Source organism: Burkholderia sp. AU30198, from assembly GCF_020419825.1.
Classification (GTDB): domain Bacteria; phylum Pseudomonadota; class Gammaproteobacteria; order Burkholderiales; family Burkholderiaceae; genus Burkholderia.
Window position 1 is genome coordinate 64,428 of the sequence record NZ_JAIZSA010000024.1, and the last position, 13,429, is coordinate 77,856.

11 protein-coding genes are annotated in these 13,429 nt (G+C 67.4%); 4 read left to right on the forward strand and 7 right to left on the reverse strand.

What is annotated here, in order from left to right; translation table 11 throughout:
• Positions 1-66: 66 nt before the first annotated feature.
• The 3 genes from LGN19_RS35130 to LGN19_RS35140 form a co-directional block, all read right to left on the reverse strand.
• The gene (locus LGN19_RS35130; RefSeq protein ID WP_226219772.1) at positions 67-972 is read right to left on the reverse strand and encodes a DMT family transporter; all 906 of its coding nucleotides are present in this window, start codon (positions 970-972) and stop codon (positions 67-69) included.
• Between the two features lie 185 nt (positions 973-1,157).
• Positions 1,158-2,432, reverse strand: a complete 1,275-nt coding sequence (locus LGN19_RS35135; RefSeq protein WP_226219773.1) for an aminotransferase class V-fold PLP-dependent enzyme — start codon at positions 2,430-2,432, stop codon at positions 1,158-1,160.
• Positions 2,433-2,487: 55 nt separating this feature from the next.
• Entirely contained in the window at positions 2,488-3,813 is a 1,326-nt protein-coding gene (locus LGN19_RS35140; protein WP_122950497.1) for a cation:dicarboxylate symporter family transporter, read from the reverse strand.
• Between the two features lie 204 nt (positions 3,814-4,017).
• Here LGN19_RS35140 and LGN19_RS35145 point away from each other — a divergent pair, with 204 nt between their 5' ends.
• Both LGN19_RS35145 and LGN19_RS35150 read left to right on the forward strand, forming a co-directional pair.
• Positions 4,018-4,956 carry a LysR family transcriptional regulator gene (locus tag LGN19_RS35145; protein ID WP_226219774.1) on the forward strand — a complete coding sequence of 313 codons (939 nt, stop codon included), beginning with the start codon at positions 4,018-4,020 and terminating at the stop codon, positions 4,954-4,956.
• A gap of 150 nt (positions 4,957-5,106) precedes the next feature.
• A complete protein-coding gene (locus LGN19_RS35150) occupies positions 5,107-6,519 on the forward strand; it encodes a 3-deoxy-D-arabino-heptulosonate 7-phosphate synthase (protein ID WP_226219775.1) in 1,413 nt (470 codons plus the stop codon).
• Between the two features lie 45 nt (positions 6,520-6,564).
• On the opposite strand, the gene LGN19_RS35155 is transcribed toward LGN19_RS35150, so the two are convergent.
• From LGN19_RS35155 to LGN19_RS35165, 3 genes are all read right to left on the reverse strand, one after another.
• Positions 6,565-7,617: a helix-turn-helix domain-containing protein gene (locus tag LGN19_RS35155; protein ID WP_226219776.1), complete on the reverse strand. Its 1,053-nt coding sequence runs from the start codon at positions 7,615-7,617 to the stop codon at positions 6,565-6,567.
• Between the two features lie 148 nt (positions 7,618-7,765).
• The gene (locus LGN19_RS35160) at positions 7,766-8,098 is read right to left on the reverse strand and encodes a hypothetical protein (protein WP_174980465.1); all 333 of its coding nucleotides are present in this window, start codon (positions 8,096-8,098) and stop codon (positions 7,766-7,768) included.
• A gap of 32 nt (positions 8,099-8,130) precedes the next feature.
• Positions 8,131-9,636 carry a hypothetical protein gene (locus LGN19_RS35165; protein ID WP_226219777.1) on the reverse strand — a complete coding sequence of 502 codons (1,506 nt, stop codon included), beginning with the start codon at positions 9,634-9,636 and terminating at the stop codon, positions 8,131-8,133.
• A 456-nt stretch (positions 9,637-10,092) separates the two neighbouring features.
• Here LGN19_RS35165 and LGN19_RS35170 point away from each other — a divergent pair, with 456 nt between their 5' ends.
• Together LGN19_RS35170 and LGN19_RS35175 are read left to right on the forward strand one after the other, a co-directional pair.
• Complete coding sequence (locus LGN19_RS35170; RefSeq protein ID WP_226219778.1) at positions 10,093-12,267, forward strand: hypothetical protein; 2,175 nt, start codon at positions 10,093-10,095, stop codon at positions 12,265-12,267.
• Between the two features lie 16 nt (positions 12,268-12,283).
• On the forward strand, positions 12,284-12,991 hold the full coding sequence (locus tag LGN19_RS35175; protein ID WP_226219800.1) for a DUF3142 domain-containing protein: 708 nt from the start codon (positions 12,284-12,286) through the stop codon (positions 12,989-12,991).
• A 45-nt stretch (positions 12,992-13,036) separates the two neighbouring features.
• On the opposite strand, the gene LGN19_RS35180 is transcribed toward LGN19_RS35175, so the two are convergent.
• A complete protein-coding gene (locus LGN19_RS35180; RefSeq protein WP_122950493.1) occupies positions 13,037-13,411 on the reverse strand; it encodes a gamma-glutamylcyclotransferase family protein in 375 nt (124 codons plus the stop codon).
• Between the last annotated feature and the right edge of the window lie 18 nt (positions 13,412-13,429).

Sequence of the window (13,429 nt, forward strand, 5' to 3'; positions counted from 1 at the left end):
ACCGGGCCGGCCGCTAGCCCCAGCGCGATGGCCGCGATCCATGCGCGGCCTGCTTCGCGGCCGGTATCAGGAACGTGACTGTCCGCGCTGGCGTGACGGCAGCGTCATCGCGGCCACGCCCGCGACGACGCATCCGAGCCCCAGCCACGCCGATGGCGACAACGACTCCCCAAGCAGCGCCATGCTGATGCCGACGCCGATCGGCACGCGCAGATAGGCCTGCGCCGTCGTGCCGACCGACCCGAGCGTCTGGACGAGCCGGAAGTAGATGACGAACGCGAGTGCGGTCGAGAAGACCGCGAGCGCTGCCAGCGCGATCAGCGATGGCACCGACGGATGAAGCGTCCACGGGCGATCGACGACGATGCTGGCCGGTACCAGCACGGCCGCCCCGACGATGAGCGAGCCGGCAGCCGGCGCCGCGGGCGACAGTCCGCTGAAGCTCCGCCCGTAGATCGCGGCGCCCGCGTAGCAGACGGTCGCCGCGACGATCGCCAGTTGCGGCACGAGTTGCCGCCCGAGTCCCTCGAATGCGCTGACGCCAACCACCAGCGAGATGCCGACGAGCCCCGCGACGACGCCGAATAGCTTCCGCGGCGTCAGCGGTTCATGGCGCGTGATCAGCCAGGTGCCGACGAACGCGAGCACGGGCGATGCGGAATTGAGGATCGTCGCGAGCCCCGCTTCGACCGAACGTTCAGCCCATGCGATCAGCGTGAACGGCACGACGCTGTTCAGCAGCGCCTGCACGAAGAAGCGCCGCCAGACCGCGGGATCGCGCGGCATCGGGATGCGCCGGATGCGCATCCACAGCAGCAGCACCGAGCCCGCGATCAGGGTCCGCGCGGCGATCAGCGTCAGCGGCGGAATCGTCTCGACACCGATCCGGATGAACGTGTAGGACGCACCCCACAACGTCGAGAGCGTGAGGAGCAGGAGCAGATCCGCGACGGCGGGCGGGTGGCGGGGCATGGCTGGCTGCATGTCGGGGTGTTCGCGTTCGCGGTCCGTGACGGGTCGGGATCGACTCGTCGGGCGCGGATCGCGTGAGCGAATGATGCGATTGGCCGACATGCAAACGCTTCAGTGTGATGCGAAATATGGATGGTGCCCGACCAGCTGCGCCAACGACACTACCCCACACCCCGCATCCAGTATCAACACGCCGCCATCGCCTCCGTGACCGCAAGAAACCGCTCGATCTCTTCACCCGTCTGGCAGTGAAGCGGCGACACGCGCACCGCGCCGTCGAGATTGAACGATTTCAGCATCCGCCCTGAATACAGGCTCGACGCGACCCGCTCGTAGACGATCACGCCGCGCCGCTCGTACTCGCGTACCGCCTGCGTCGCGTCGAGATTCTCGAACCCGATGCCGACGATCAAATCGCGGGTCTCGAACGCGTCGTGGTCCCAGAACACGCGAACGCCTTCCATCGCCCTGAGCCCGCGCCGGCCGCCGTGACCGTCGAGCAGCGCCGCCAGCAATGCCCGTTCGTGCAGTTCGATCCGGTGCATGCCTTCGGCGAACAGCGTGCGCCGATCGTCCGAGTCGCTGAAGTACGCGCCGATCCACGTGACGTAATCGACGATCGCCGTGACGACCGCGAATTGCGCGGGCGCCGGGCTGCCGAGTTCCCACACGCCCGACGCTTTCGCCGCGAGCCGGTGATGCGGCAGCGACGCCGCGCGCGGCGACAGCCACGAGATCCCGGAGCCGCGGCAGCCGAAGAACTTGTAAGGGGCGAAATTGATGCCGTCGACCGGCGTTTCCCGCAGGTCGATCAAGCCGTGCGGCGCATGCTGGACGGCATCGACGACGATGAACAGATCCGGCTTCTTCTCGCGTGCCCGTGCAACGATCGCTTCGATATCGAGTTTCGCACCGGAAATGTTCGACGCAGCCATCACGCTGAGCAGCGCCGTATCCGCGTCGACGAGCGACACGATCGCGTCGACGTCCACGCCGCCGGTTCGCGGATTGCTCGGCGCGATGCGCAACGTCTTGCCGGTGCGCTCCGCGTAGTACGTCATCGCGTCATGGGACGACGGATGCTCGAGCACGGTCGTGACCGCGTTCGTGCCCGGCACGTTCTCCATGATCGCCCGCACCATGTCGAACATCGCGCCGGATGCCGTCAGCGATGCGTAGATCGAGCCGCCCTGCGCGTTGAAGATCGTACGAACGTCGTCCTCGCCGCGCGCCTGGATCGCCTGCAGGTCGAGCGCGCGTTCGTGAATGCGCTCCGGGCAGTCGGGCAGCGCATCGACACGCGCATACGCATCGAGTGCCGCCTTCAGCCGGAACGACCCGCCGGCGTTGTCGAAAAACAGGCGTTCACGCCCGTCGATGTCACGGTCGAGGTGATGAAAGCGCGACCGGATTTCGCGCATCAGCGCGTCGGGAAAAAAGGCTCCACGGATACTGCTCATCTGCGATGCTCCTGTTTGGTTCTTGAAGTTGTCGGTCGGTGTCGTGCAGCCAGGGTCACGCGTCGAGCGACGCGAGATACGCGCGGCCCTTTTCCGCGTCGTACCGGCCTTCCCACTTCGCGATGACGAGCGGCGCTAGCGCATTGCCGATCACGTTCAGTGCGGTGCGTCCCATGTCCATCACGCGGTCGACCCCGGCGATGAAGGCCAGCCCCTCGAGCGGTAGCCCCGCGCTCGCCAGCGTGGCGAGCAGGATCACGAACATGAAGCCCGGTACGCCTGCCGCGCCTTTCGACGTGACGACCATCGTCAGCGTCAGCACGACCTGCTCCTGCCAGCCCAGATGCACGCCGTACAGCTGCGCGACGAACAGCGTGCCGATCCCGAGATAGATCGACGCACCGTCGAGATTGAACGTGTAACCCGTCGGCACCACGAACGTCGTGATGCTCTTCGGTACACCGTAGTCCTCCATCTTCTTCATCAGCTGCGGCAGCACGGTCGCCGAGCTGCAGGTCGAGAACGCGATGATCAGCTCGTCCTTGATCACGCGCAGCAGCGTGAAGATCCGGAACCCGCACATCCGCGCGACGGCGCCGAGCACGCCGAGCGCGAACAGCAGGATCGCGAGGTAGGTCACAGCGACCAGCTTCAGCAGCGGCAACAGCGAACCGAAGCCGAAGCTCGCGACCGTCACCGCGATCAATGCACACACCCCGATCGGCGCGTAGTGCATGACCATGTTCGTGACCTTGAACATCGCATCGGCAATCCCCTTCAGCGTCGCGAGGACCGGCGCCCGGTATTCGTCCGGCACCGATTGCAGCCCGAGCCCGAACAGCAGCGAAAAGAAGATCACCGGCAGCAGGTCGCCCTTCGCCATCGACGCGACGATGTTGTCGGGAATCACGCCGAGCACGAGCGCCATCAGCCCGTGATGGGCCTGCGCCTGCTGCGCCGCCTGCTGGTAGTGCGACAGGTCCGCATGCCCGAGCTGCGACAGGTCGGTGCCGACACCGGGCTGCAGCACGTTGCCGATCACGAGACCGAGCACGATCGCGACGGTCGTCACTGCCTCGAAGTAGACCAGCGTCTTCAAGCCGATACGGCCGAGCGACTTGCCGTCACCGACGCCCGCGATGCCGATCACCATGCTCGTGAACACGATCGGCACGACGATCATCCGGATCAGCTTGATGAAGATGTCGCCGGCCGGCTGCAGGAACCCGGACACCGCCGCGTCGCGCAGCTGCGGGAAGCGGTTCAGTACGAGTCCGGCCGCGATGCCCGCGACGAGGCCGATGACGATCTGCCAGGCCAGCCCGACGCGCGGCTTGCGCGCGGCGGGCTCGGCCGGCGGGTGTTCAATGACGGTATCCATGTCTGTCTCCATAACCGGGGGCCATGCGATTGATCGTGGCGCACCGTGCGGCGCGCATGCCGGCCGCGGGATTGCCGGCCGTTTCGGGCCGCGCAGGACACGCCGGGCGACACGACATCGACACCTTAAGCAGCCTAAATAAGCGAAAAAAGCGATTTTTTTATATGTCAAACTATCGCTTTTATTCATGAATCGGCGGACACGATGCTGACCTTCAAGCAGATGGAGGCGTTGTACTGGATCGTGCAGCTCGGCTCGTTCGAAGCAGCGGCGAACCGGCTGAATACGACGCAGTCGGCGGTATCGAAGCGCATCCAGGAACTCGAGCGCGCGTTCGACCTGACCGTGTTCGACCGCGCGCATCGCAGCGCGAGGCTCACCGACAAGGGAGCCGAGCTCTTCGACCATGCAAAGGAATTGCTCGAACGCCGCGACCAGATCGTCGAGCGCATCAGTTCGAAGGAGGTGCTGGTGCGGCAGATCCGGATCGGCGTGACGGAGCTCACCGCGCTCACGTGGCTGCCGCGCCTGATCGCAGCCATTCAGGTTGCCTATCCGAAAGTGCACGTGGAAGCCGAAGTGGACCTGAACGCGACGCTGCGCGAGCGCCTGGCGGCCGATACGATCGACCTGATCGTCGTGCCGCAGATCCATGCCACCGAGCCGTTCGAGTCGACACCGGTCGGCGAGGTCGACAACGCGTGGATGTGCGCGGCCGGATTCGCACCGAAGCGGAAAACGGCCATCCCGCTTGCGGACATCGCGCAGTTCCCGCTGATCCTGCAAGGCGGCCTGTCGGGCACCGGCCATCTGTACACGCGCTTTCTCCAGGAGCACGGGGTCGGCATGCAGCGCACCCTGGCCAGCAACAGCCTGATCGCCCAGATCGGGCTCGCGCTGTCGGGGCTGGGTGTCACCTACCTGCCGACGGCCTGCCTGTCGCGCATGGTCGCGTGCGGCGCGCTCGACATCATGCAGACGCGCCCCGCGCTGCCCCCCGTTCGCTACGTCGCGTTACACCGCGCCAACCGGCCGCATTCGCTCAATGCCGAGATCGCACGGCTCGCTGCGCAGTCGTGCAACTTCAACGCGAACCTGCTGGATCCCGGCGAGCATCCGCCGCCGGGCACACGCAAGTCGTAGGCGACGATCGGCATCCGGATGTTCCGAACCCCGTGGCACCGTCAACCGCTCGCCCCATCCCGCAAGCCCCGGCGTGATAACGTTGCACATCACCGCGCGCATCGGCCCGTTCCGTTGCGCACGCGCACCGCATTCACGCCGATAACGACCATGTCGCTGACACCGCTTCCCGCCCTGCTCGACGAAACCCTGCGCACCGTCGCGCGCCGCTACCGGCTGCCACCGCTCGACAGCGCGCTGTCGCCGGCCGACGCCGCGAACCCGGCCGCCACGCTTGCGATCGCGATCGAGGAAGCGCGCCGGATGCGCAGCGACGGACGGACGCCCGACGCGGCACTGCGGCAGCGCTTCATCGACGCGCTCGCACAGATGATCCGCGATGCGATCGATACGCACTCCGGCGATCCCGCCTTCCAGGCCGCGGTGCTGCGGCACTATGCGCCGAGCGTGCGCGAATACGCGTCGTTGTCCGCGCACGCCGAGCAGGACCGTCGCGCGCTGCACTCGGCCGTCAATGCGATCGCGCACCCGGCCAAGCTCGAGCGCAGCGCCCGGCCGTGGCAACGCGACGGGCTCGCGCGGCTGCATGCGGCCGCCACCGCCACGTCGTGGGCCGAGCTGCACGACACGCTGCGGCAACTGCTCGCGCTGCCCGACATGGCGACCGACACCGCATTCGAGCAGGACATCGTCAAGCTGAAAGACAGCCCCGCACTCGAACGCATGCTGCGCGTCGACGCACTGGCATCGGACGAGCACGTCCGTCGCTACCGTGCGCTCTGGGTCCGCCAGGGTCCGCTCGAAGGCAGTACGGTCGCCGTCGCGCAGGGCGTCGCGTCGCAGCAGCGCGGCGCGGCCGTCGAAGCGCTGGCCGCGCAGGCGCTCGACGCACTGGCCCGCAGGCTCGACGCCGTCGACGCACGCCGCACGTACCGCGTGGTGACGTCGATGCGCGTGCCGTCATCGATACCGGGCCGGCACGATCGCGCGAAAACCGAATGGGACGCGATCCTGCTCGAACGCACGCGCGGCGATGACCCGGCGCCCGTATGGAACGTGCGCTTCCTCGTCGAAGCGAAAGCGTCCGCGGATGCCGCGACGACCGATCTGCCGCGGTTGCTGCGCGGCCTGAACCTGCTCGCGCAGGCCGATCCGGACTCGATCTATTCGTTCGAGACGCACCAGGGCACGGTGCGCGTGCACGGCGCGTCACTGCGTGCGCTGACAACCGACGACGCGACGCTGCCACGGGAAGTGCTCTATTGCTGCGATGCGTCCGCAGACGCGACGCCGCGCCTGCTGGGCGCCGCCAGCCGGATGCAGTTGCTGTCGGCGCAGGCCAGCCTCGAATACGCGAGCGCGCTGACACGGCGGCCGGATGCCGATCCGGGCAGTCTCGGCGTCGTCTGGCACGCGCTGCTGACGCTGCCGCAATGGCATGCCGTGCTGCACCAGTACCCGTCGTTGCGGCAGGTCCGCGAGCTGATGGTGGCGATCGACGACTTGCGGGCCGCGATCGACGATGTCGATGAAGACGGGGTAGCGAGCAGCGTATACGCGTGACGCTCGAAACGAGCCGCCGTGCGGCGGCCTGAAAGCACCGCCCGCTCAGTTGGTGAGCACGCCGAACGGCAACGTCCACCCTGTCAACCGGCCGCCATCCGCCCATCGATCCTCGGCCGCATCGCATGGCAGCAGAACTGGCGCGGTCGCGCATTCGAGGGTTTCCTTCGGCGTATGACCGAACTCCGCCTTGAACAGCCGGTGGAAATACTTCTCGTCGGGAAAGCCGTGCGCCCACGCGATCTCCGCGATGCGCTGATGCCGGCGCTGCGGGTCGCCCAGCACGTGGTATGCGTGGCGCAGCCGCCGCCGCGTGATCTGCCGCATCACGCCGCCGTCTTCCTTGAACAGTTGATAGAGCCGCGCTCTCGACACGCCGATGTCGCGGCAGATCCGGTGGGGATCGAGATCGGGCTCCAGCAGATGCACGTCGATGTAGCGCCGCACCCGCTCGGCCAGCGCCCCGTCGATCGGGCCACGTGCGTCGTGCAACGCCTGCGCGGTCGGTGAAACGGCCGCGGCCAGCAGCATCAGCATCGATTGCACGATGCTCGGGATCTCGTGCGTGCGCAGATTCGGCAGGTTGCGGAACAGCGACAGCATGTGGTCGCCGAGCAGCCGTCCCACGCCGCTCGTCAGCGTCTGGCCGTGCGCCTGCGCCGCATGGCTCGGCAGCAGGTACCTCGGCACGACGAGACTGATCACGTCGCCGGCCTCGACCCTGCAGTCGTTGACCTGCGCGACGTCGTAGACGAACAGGTCGCCGGCGCCCTTGATCAGTTCTGGCCCGCCGGTGTGGCTGGCCAGCCGCCCGCCGAGCAGCAGCGTGAAACGGATCGAATCCTGGCCGTCGAGCCGGATCCGCCGTGTGGTCCGGTTGACCCGATAGGCCGGCGCGCGCGAGCGCCAGTGCCGGCCCGACAGGATCAGCGGGCCGAGCGCCGCGCCGCTCGCTTCCGCGTCGAACGCACCATGGCCACCGTCGTCATCGAGACGGTAATCGCACAGCATGTCTTTGACCCAGACATGGAACCGGTCCTGCTCGGGGTAGTCGATCGTGCGAAACTTGAAAACAGGGACGAATGCCGCTTGATCCATGACAGTTTTTTTATCGAGCCGACACGAGAGGATAGATCGGTTCGTCGATTATCGGACCAAATTGCGCCGGCGCAAGGCCGGCGCGGCATATCGTCCACCGAAGCGGCCGACCGGCACCCCGCGACGGGCGCCGTCGATCTCGCGACCATCAGCGTTGCGGATGGCATTCCCAGTTGTTGTACGTCGGCCGATCGATCGGCGTGAGCCCCGGAATCATGAACACCGTACAGCCGAAACGCCGCCCCTTGCCGGTCGTCGCGTCGTAACTCACCTTCTGGCCGCCCAGGCCGTCCTTCTTCCCGTACTGCACGTTGGCGACCGTGATCTCGTCCGACGACGCCAGCCCGAGCGTCTTCGCGGTCGACGCCTGCACGTCGATCATGTTCATCTGCGTCGAACCGCACGCGGACAACACGAGGCCGGCGGCGGCCGCGCCCAGCGCGGTCCGCAAGGTGACGGTGCGCTGCAAGACTTTCTTCACGGCTTCTCCTTCGAATGCCCGACGCGACACGATTACGGGCCCGGCGTATAAAAACTGGACTGGATCTGGCTGCCGATGTTCGCGGCAAACCCCTGCCAGACGAGCGCCATCGCCCCCGTCGCGTTGACCGCCAGCGCCGGCCACGACCCATCCTGCGGATCCAGCGTCGACGTGCTCCACGCACCGTTCCGGTAGCCGGCCACGAGGAGGACCGACGCGTTCGGCGTGCCCGTGTCCTCCCATGCAACCGTCACGTTGCCGGCCGGGTCGACCACCAGCGGCGGGTACTGGAGCGCCGCCCCGTTCAGGTGTTCCGTCAGCTTCTGCAGCGGCCCCCAGTTTCCGCTGGCATCCGACACGCTCGCCTGCAGGACCGCGCCGCCTTCCGCCCACATCGCGGCGGCCACGCCGTTTTCGTTGACGGTCAGCATCGGCGTCGCGATGAAGCCCGTGGGCACCACGATCGCCGGGGCGACGGGCTGCGCGGGCTGCCATCCGGTTCCGGATACATAGCGCTGCGACATCGTGGCGTTGTAGAGCTTCCCGCCCGTCACGTCGAGCTGCCCCCAGACCAGCGTGATGTTGCCCTTCGCATCCATGCCAGCGACCGGCGAGATGATCGTCGTGAACAGGCTCGAGTTCGATACGACCTGGTTGGCGTTGGTCCAGCCGTTGGTCGCGTCGTACGTGGCCGTCCACAGCGCCGACTTCGTATGGTTGGTCTGCCGCCACGCAAGCACCGCGCGGCCGGACGACAGGACCGACAGCATCGGCCTCACGTTGTCGGTATCGCCGGTCACCGCGCCCGGCCCGCTCTGCACCGGCATCTGGACCAGCGCCGTCGGCGACCACTGTCCGGCCTGCGTATAGCGCGTCCACGCGATGCGCGTATCGAGCAGGCTGATCGACTGCGTCCAGGTGACGAGCGCGTTGCCCTGGCTGTCCATGCCGGCCGAATAGGACGAACCGGCCATGTCCGGCGCCACGGTGACGGGCGTGCCCCATCCACTACCCGGGCTGTACGGGCGCGCCCACAGCGCGTACGTGTTGGGGCCCGGCGTCCATTCGGTCCAGAACGCGACCGCCTGCCCGCTCGCGTTGCCGACCAGTCGCGGCTGCACCCCGGTCAGCGCGTTCATCGCATGCGAACCGTCGCTCGTGTCGAGCCGCGTCGCGCTTCCCCAGCCCGAGCCCGCCACATGGCGCGCGCCCCACATTTCGTTGCCGTTCGTGCCGGCCGGGCCATTGGTCATCCAGGTGGCGAGCGCGTTGCCGCTCGCGTCGATGGTCACGCTGGGCTGGCCTTCCGGCCCCTTGCCGTCCACCGCGGCGGCCTTCGACCAGCCGGCCTGCGGCTGCGTGGTCCCGCCGCCCGTCGGTCCGCCATTGGAACCGCCACCGGGCGAGGTCGGACCGGAAGGTGAACCGGGATTGTTCGGCGACGACAACGACGCGCCGCCGTTCGTGGCAACGTCGTCGCCGCCGCATGCAGACAGCGCGAGCGCGGCTGCCATGACCATCCATGTAATGGGTTTCATCGGAATCCTCTTCTTTTCGTGTTCCGGCTCACTCTCGTCTGCCGTTCGCCGCACGATGCACCGCATCGATCGGCATATTGATAAGCAATACTATTGAACAGGCATGGAAACCGGCATCCGTTCGCCTTCGGTCATGATCGACTCCGTCGTTCGGATCGATGCGAACACCGCTTTCGGCAGACCGCCCCCGTCGGGCAGCGACGACGACGACAGGTCGTCTATCGCCGGATGTCCGTCACTGCCGGCTGCATCTTAATTCAGGCCGTCCGGATTCAAGGTGGCGTTGCGTCTACACTGAGTGGACTTCCATTTCACCGGCCCGCATTCGACGCGGCTACTGGCCGGCCAGCGCGCGCTCGCGGCCAAAGCGGCCGGTGCGGTACGATACGCGCCGGGGCGACACGCCTCACCTGAGAGACCCGGCCGCTGCGGCCCTACACCCGGCACAAGAAAAAAATGCCCAACACTCCATCGCTGCACCGAAACCTGTTCGCCGCGCTGGCGGCCAGCCTGCTCTGGATTCCGGCTGCCCATGCCAGCGGCGACGACGGCTGCTATGCGCCCGCCACGCTCCGGCAAACCACCTACTCGTGCGGCAACCTGCCGATGCTGAGCCCCGCGAACGACACGCGCATCAACGCGATGCTGATGATGGTCGACAGCGCCAAGGTCGCGCAGGCGTTTCCGGACCCGAAGACGATCCCGGTGAAAGACCGGATCAACCAGATCATCGTGCCGTTCCCGATGGACTTTTCCGGGTGGATCTACATCGGGCAGAAGGAGCCCGACAAGACCGGCAACGCAGCGGATAGCGAAGCACCGTCGAACCAGTACGCCGACGGCGAAGGCAGCATCTGCCGCAGCATGAGCTCGGGCGCCGACGCATTCAACGACGCACTGGGCGGTGCCGGCGGCCTCCCCGCCGACGAAGCCGCGCGCCTGCGCGCGGCGCGCGCCGACATCGCGCAGAAGACCTGCGCCGCGGGCGGCGCGAGCACCGCCGCCTGGACGAAACCGCCGGTCAAGTCGCCGCTCGGCCAGCAGTTCGCCGCGTACCTCGACGGCACGAACGCGTTCTACCGCGCCGACTTCCTCACCGCGACCCGGGCGTTCGCGAGCGCTTCGCACAGCGCGAACCCGTGGCTGAAGGAAACTGGCCTCTATATGGCCGGGCGCGCGCAGCTGAACGCCGCGCAGGCCAATGTGTTCGACAACGACAACCCCACGCCGTCGCGCGGCCGCGTGACGAAGGTGTCGCTCGACGCGGCCAATACGGTGTTTCGCACCTACCTGAAGGTGTATCCGCAGGGACGCTATGCGACCTCCGCGACGGGGCTGCTGCGGCGTGTCGCATGGCTCGGCGGGAACGTCACGCAGCAGGCCGACCTGTACGGCCACGCGCTCGCGCGCTGGTCGCCGGCGACGTCGAACGTGCCGCTGATCCAGCTGGCGAACGAACTCGACAGCAAGCTGCTGTTCGGGTCGGACTTCGACGCGAGCCAGATCCAGTCGCCGACCGTGCTCGCGACCGTCGACCTGCTGCGCATGCGCACGTCGGACAGCAGCGATTCGAGCCGCGACAAGCCGCTGACGCTGGACGACCTGCAGGCGCAGAAGCCGCGCTTCGCGAACGCGCCCGCACTCTACGACTACCTGCTCGCGACCTGGTATGTCCAGATCGGGCACAAGCCGGACGCCGCGCTCGCGTTGCTGCCGCAGACGCCCGCCGAGCCACTCGACTACTTCGGCCTGAGCCAGCAGGCGCTGCGCGGGTTCGCGCTGGAGGACAGCGGCCAGACCGACAAGGCGCGCCAGCTGTGGCGCGACCTGATCCCGCTCGCGAAATTCCGCTTCCAGCGCGAGGCGCTGGAACTCGCGCTCGCGATCAACCTGGAGCAGGCCGGGCTCGTCAACGACGCGTTCGCCGACGATTCGCCGGTGCAGAACGCGGCGATCCGTGCGGTGCTGCTGCAACGTTCGGCCAATGCGGACCTGCTGCGCGCGCAGGCGCAAAACCAGGCGACCGGCGGCGCGCTGCGCGACACCGCACTGTACACGCTGCTGTACAAGGAGCTCACACGCTCGCATTACGCCGAGTTCATTGCGGATGCCGCGCTGGTGTCCGGCAAGCCTGCCGACCCGTTGAAGCCGTTCATCGCAGCCGGCGCCAAAAACGAAGACGCTTATACGTGCCCGTCCGCGCACGACATCGCCACGGCGCTCCAACAGAATCCCGCCGATGCGAAAGGGCTGAACTGCCTCGCCGATTTCGTGCGCCTGCACCCGCCCGTGCCCGGCCTCGAATACGATCCGGTGCCGATGTGGGTACGCAACGCATCGACGACGGCCGCCACGCGCATCCCGCCGACGCTCGGCGCCGGGCCGTCGCAGTTCGCCGGCAAGCCGTACGAGCGGATGTCGAGCTACGTGACGGTGATGGCCGATGCACAGGCGAACCCGAACGACCGCGCGTACGCGTACTACCGTGCGATCAAGTGCTATGCGCCGGGCGGCTCCAACGAATGCGGCGGCAAGGACGTGCCGAAGAACGTGCGCAAACGCTGGTTCGATACGCTGAAGGCCAGCTACGCAGGCACCCCGTGGGCGCAGAAGCTCCGCTACTACTGGTAAGCGCCGCGTGAATCGCATCGCGTGCCTGGCGTGTATCGCGCTGCTGCTGGCCGGACGCGTCGCCCTGGCCGGCACCGTCGATGCCGCGCGGTACGACGCGTTCTGGCTGTGGGCGGGCGTGAAGCCGCAGGCGGTCGTGCGCGACGCACGCACCGTCTACGTGCTGCAAGGGCAGATCGAGGCATCACCGCAGGACGAATCGCAGGTCCGCGTGATCGCGCAGGGCGTCGCGCTGCCGCCCGCGCCGCAGGCGCGCGTGTGGCTCGTCTATCGTGCGCATACGCTGCGCTGGACACCGCGCGTCACGCAGATCATGCTCGCGCAGCTCACGCGCTGGCGCGCGTCGGGCCGCACGATCACCGGCATCCAGATCGACTTCGATGCGCGCACGCGCCACCTGCAGGATTACCTCGAGTTCCTGCGGTCGCTGCGCGAGACGCTGCCCACCGATTGCCGGCTGAGCATCACCGGGCTGCTCGACTGGAGCAGCCGCATCGATACCGACCAGGTCAACCAGCTCAGGGGGATCGTCGACGAAGTGGTCGTGCAGACCTACCAGGGCCGCCGCACGATCCCCGACTATGCGGACTACCTGCCGCGCGTCGCGCGGCTGCAGTTGCCGTTTCGCATCGGCATCATCCAGGGCGGCGAATGGGACGCGCCGCCGTACCTCGCGACGAACCCGTGGTTCCGCGGCTACGTCGTGTTCCTGCGCAACGGCTAGCGGGCAAAGGCGCGGAGCGGCGGCGCGCCGTTCCGCGCGCCGGATTCATTCCGGGCGCGGCGAAGTCGCGTCCACGTACACCCACGCGGCGACACCCGACTCGAGCACCACGCGATCGCGGCGATACGCGTCGACTTCGTAGTCGTCCGCGTGCTGCAGTTCTTCCTGCGTGATCGCAAACACGGTGCCCGTTACGCGATCGCCCGCCTGGCCGGTGTAGGCCACCACCGGATGATGCGTCTTCCCGCTCGTCGCGACCACCTCCGGATCGTCGATCTTCAGCATCGTCATCGCGTAACCGGGCATCGCATCCTCACGGCCGTCGAGCTTGCGGCCGAAGGTGGCGAGCTGCACCGGTTCGAGTTGCAGCGTGCCATAGGAAAAGAGGTGCTCGGAGAAAGTGGGCGTGGTGCTGGACATGATTGAACTCGATAAAAA

What these genes read in the sequence shown, in the direction of transcription:
- LGN19_RS35130 (WP_226219772.1), bottom strand. Translation starts at nt 972, where the DNA reads ATGCCCCGCCACCCGCCCGCCGTCGCGGATCTGCTCCTGCTCCTCACG.
- LGN19_RS35135 (WP_226219773.1), bottom strand. Translation starts at nt 2,432, where the DNA reads ATGAGCAGTATCCGTGGAGCCTTTTTTCCCGACGCGCTGATGCGCGAA.
- LGN19_RS35140 (WP_122950497.1), bottom strand. Translation starts at nt 3,813, where the DNA reads ATGGATACCGTCATTGAACACCCGCCGGCCGAGCCCGCCGCGCGCAAG.
- LGN19_RS35145 (WP_226219774.1), top strand. Translation starts at nt 4,018, where the DNA reads ATGCTGACCTTCAAGCAGATGGAGGCGTTGTACTGGATCGTGCAGCTC.
- LGN19_RS35150 (WP_226219775.1), top strand. Translation starts at nt 5,107, where the DNA reads ATGTCGCTGACACCGCTTCCCGCCCTGCTCGACGAAACCCTGCGCACC.
- LGN19_RS35155 (WP_226219776.1), bottom strand. Translation starts at nt 7,617, where the DNA reads ATGGATCAAGCGGCATTCGTCCCTGTTTTCAAGTTTCGCACGATCGAC.
- LGN19_RS35165 (WP_226219777.1), bottom strand. Translation starts at nt 9,636, where the DNA reads ATGAAACCCATTACATGGATGGTCATGGCAGCCGCGCTCGCGCTGTCT.
- LGN19_RS35170 (WP_226219778.1), top strand. Translation starts at nt 10,093, where the DNA reads ATGCCCAACACTCCATCGCTGCACCGAAACCTGTTCGCCGCGCTGGCG.
- LGN19_RS35180 (WP_122950493.1), bottom strand. Translation starts at nt 13,411, where the DNA reads ATGTCCAGCACCACGCCCACTTTCTCCGAGCACCTCTTTTCCTATGGC.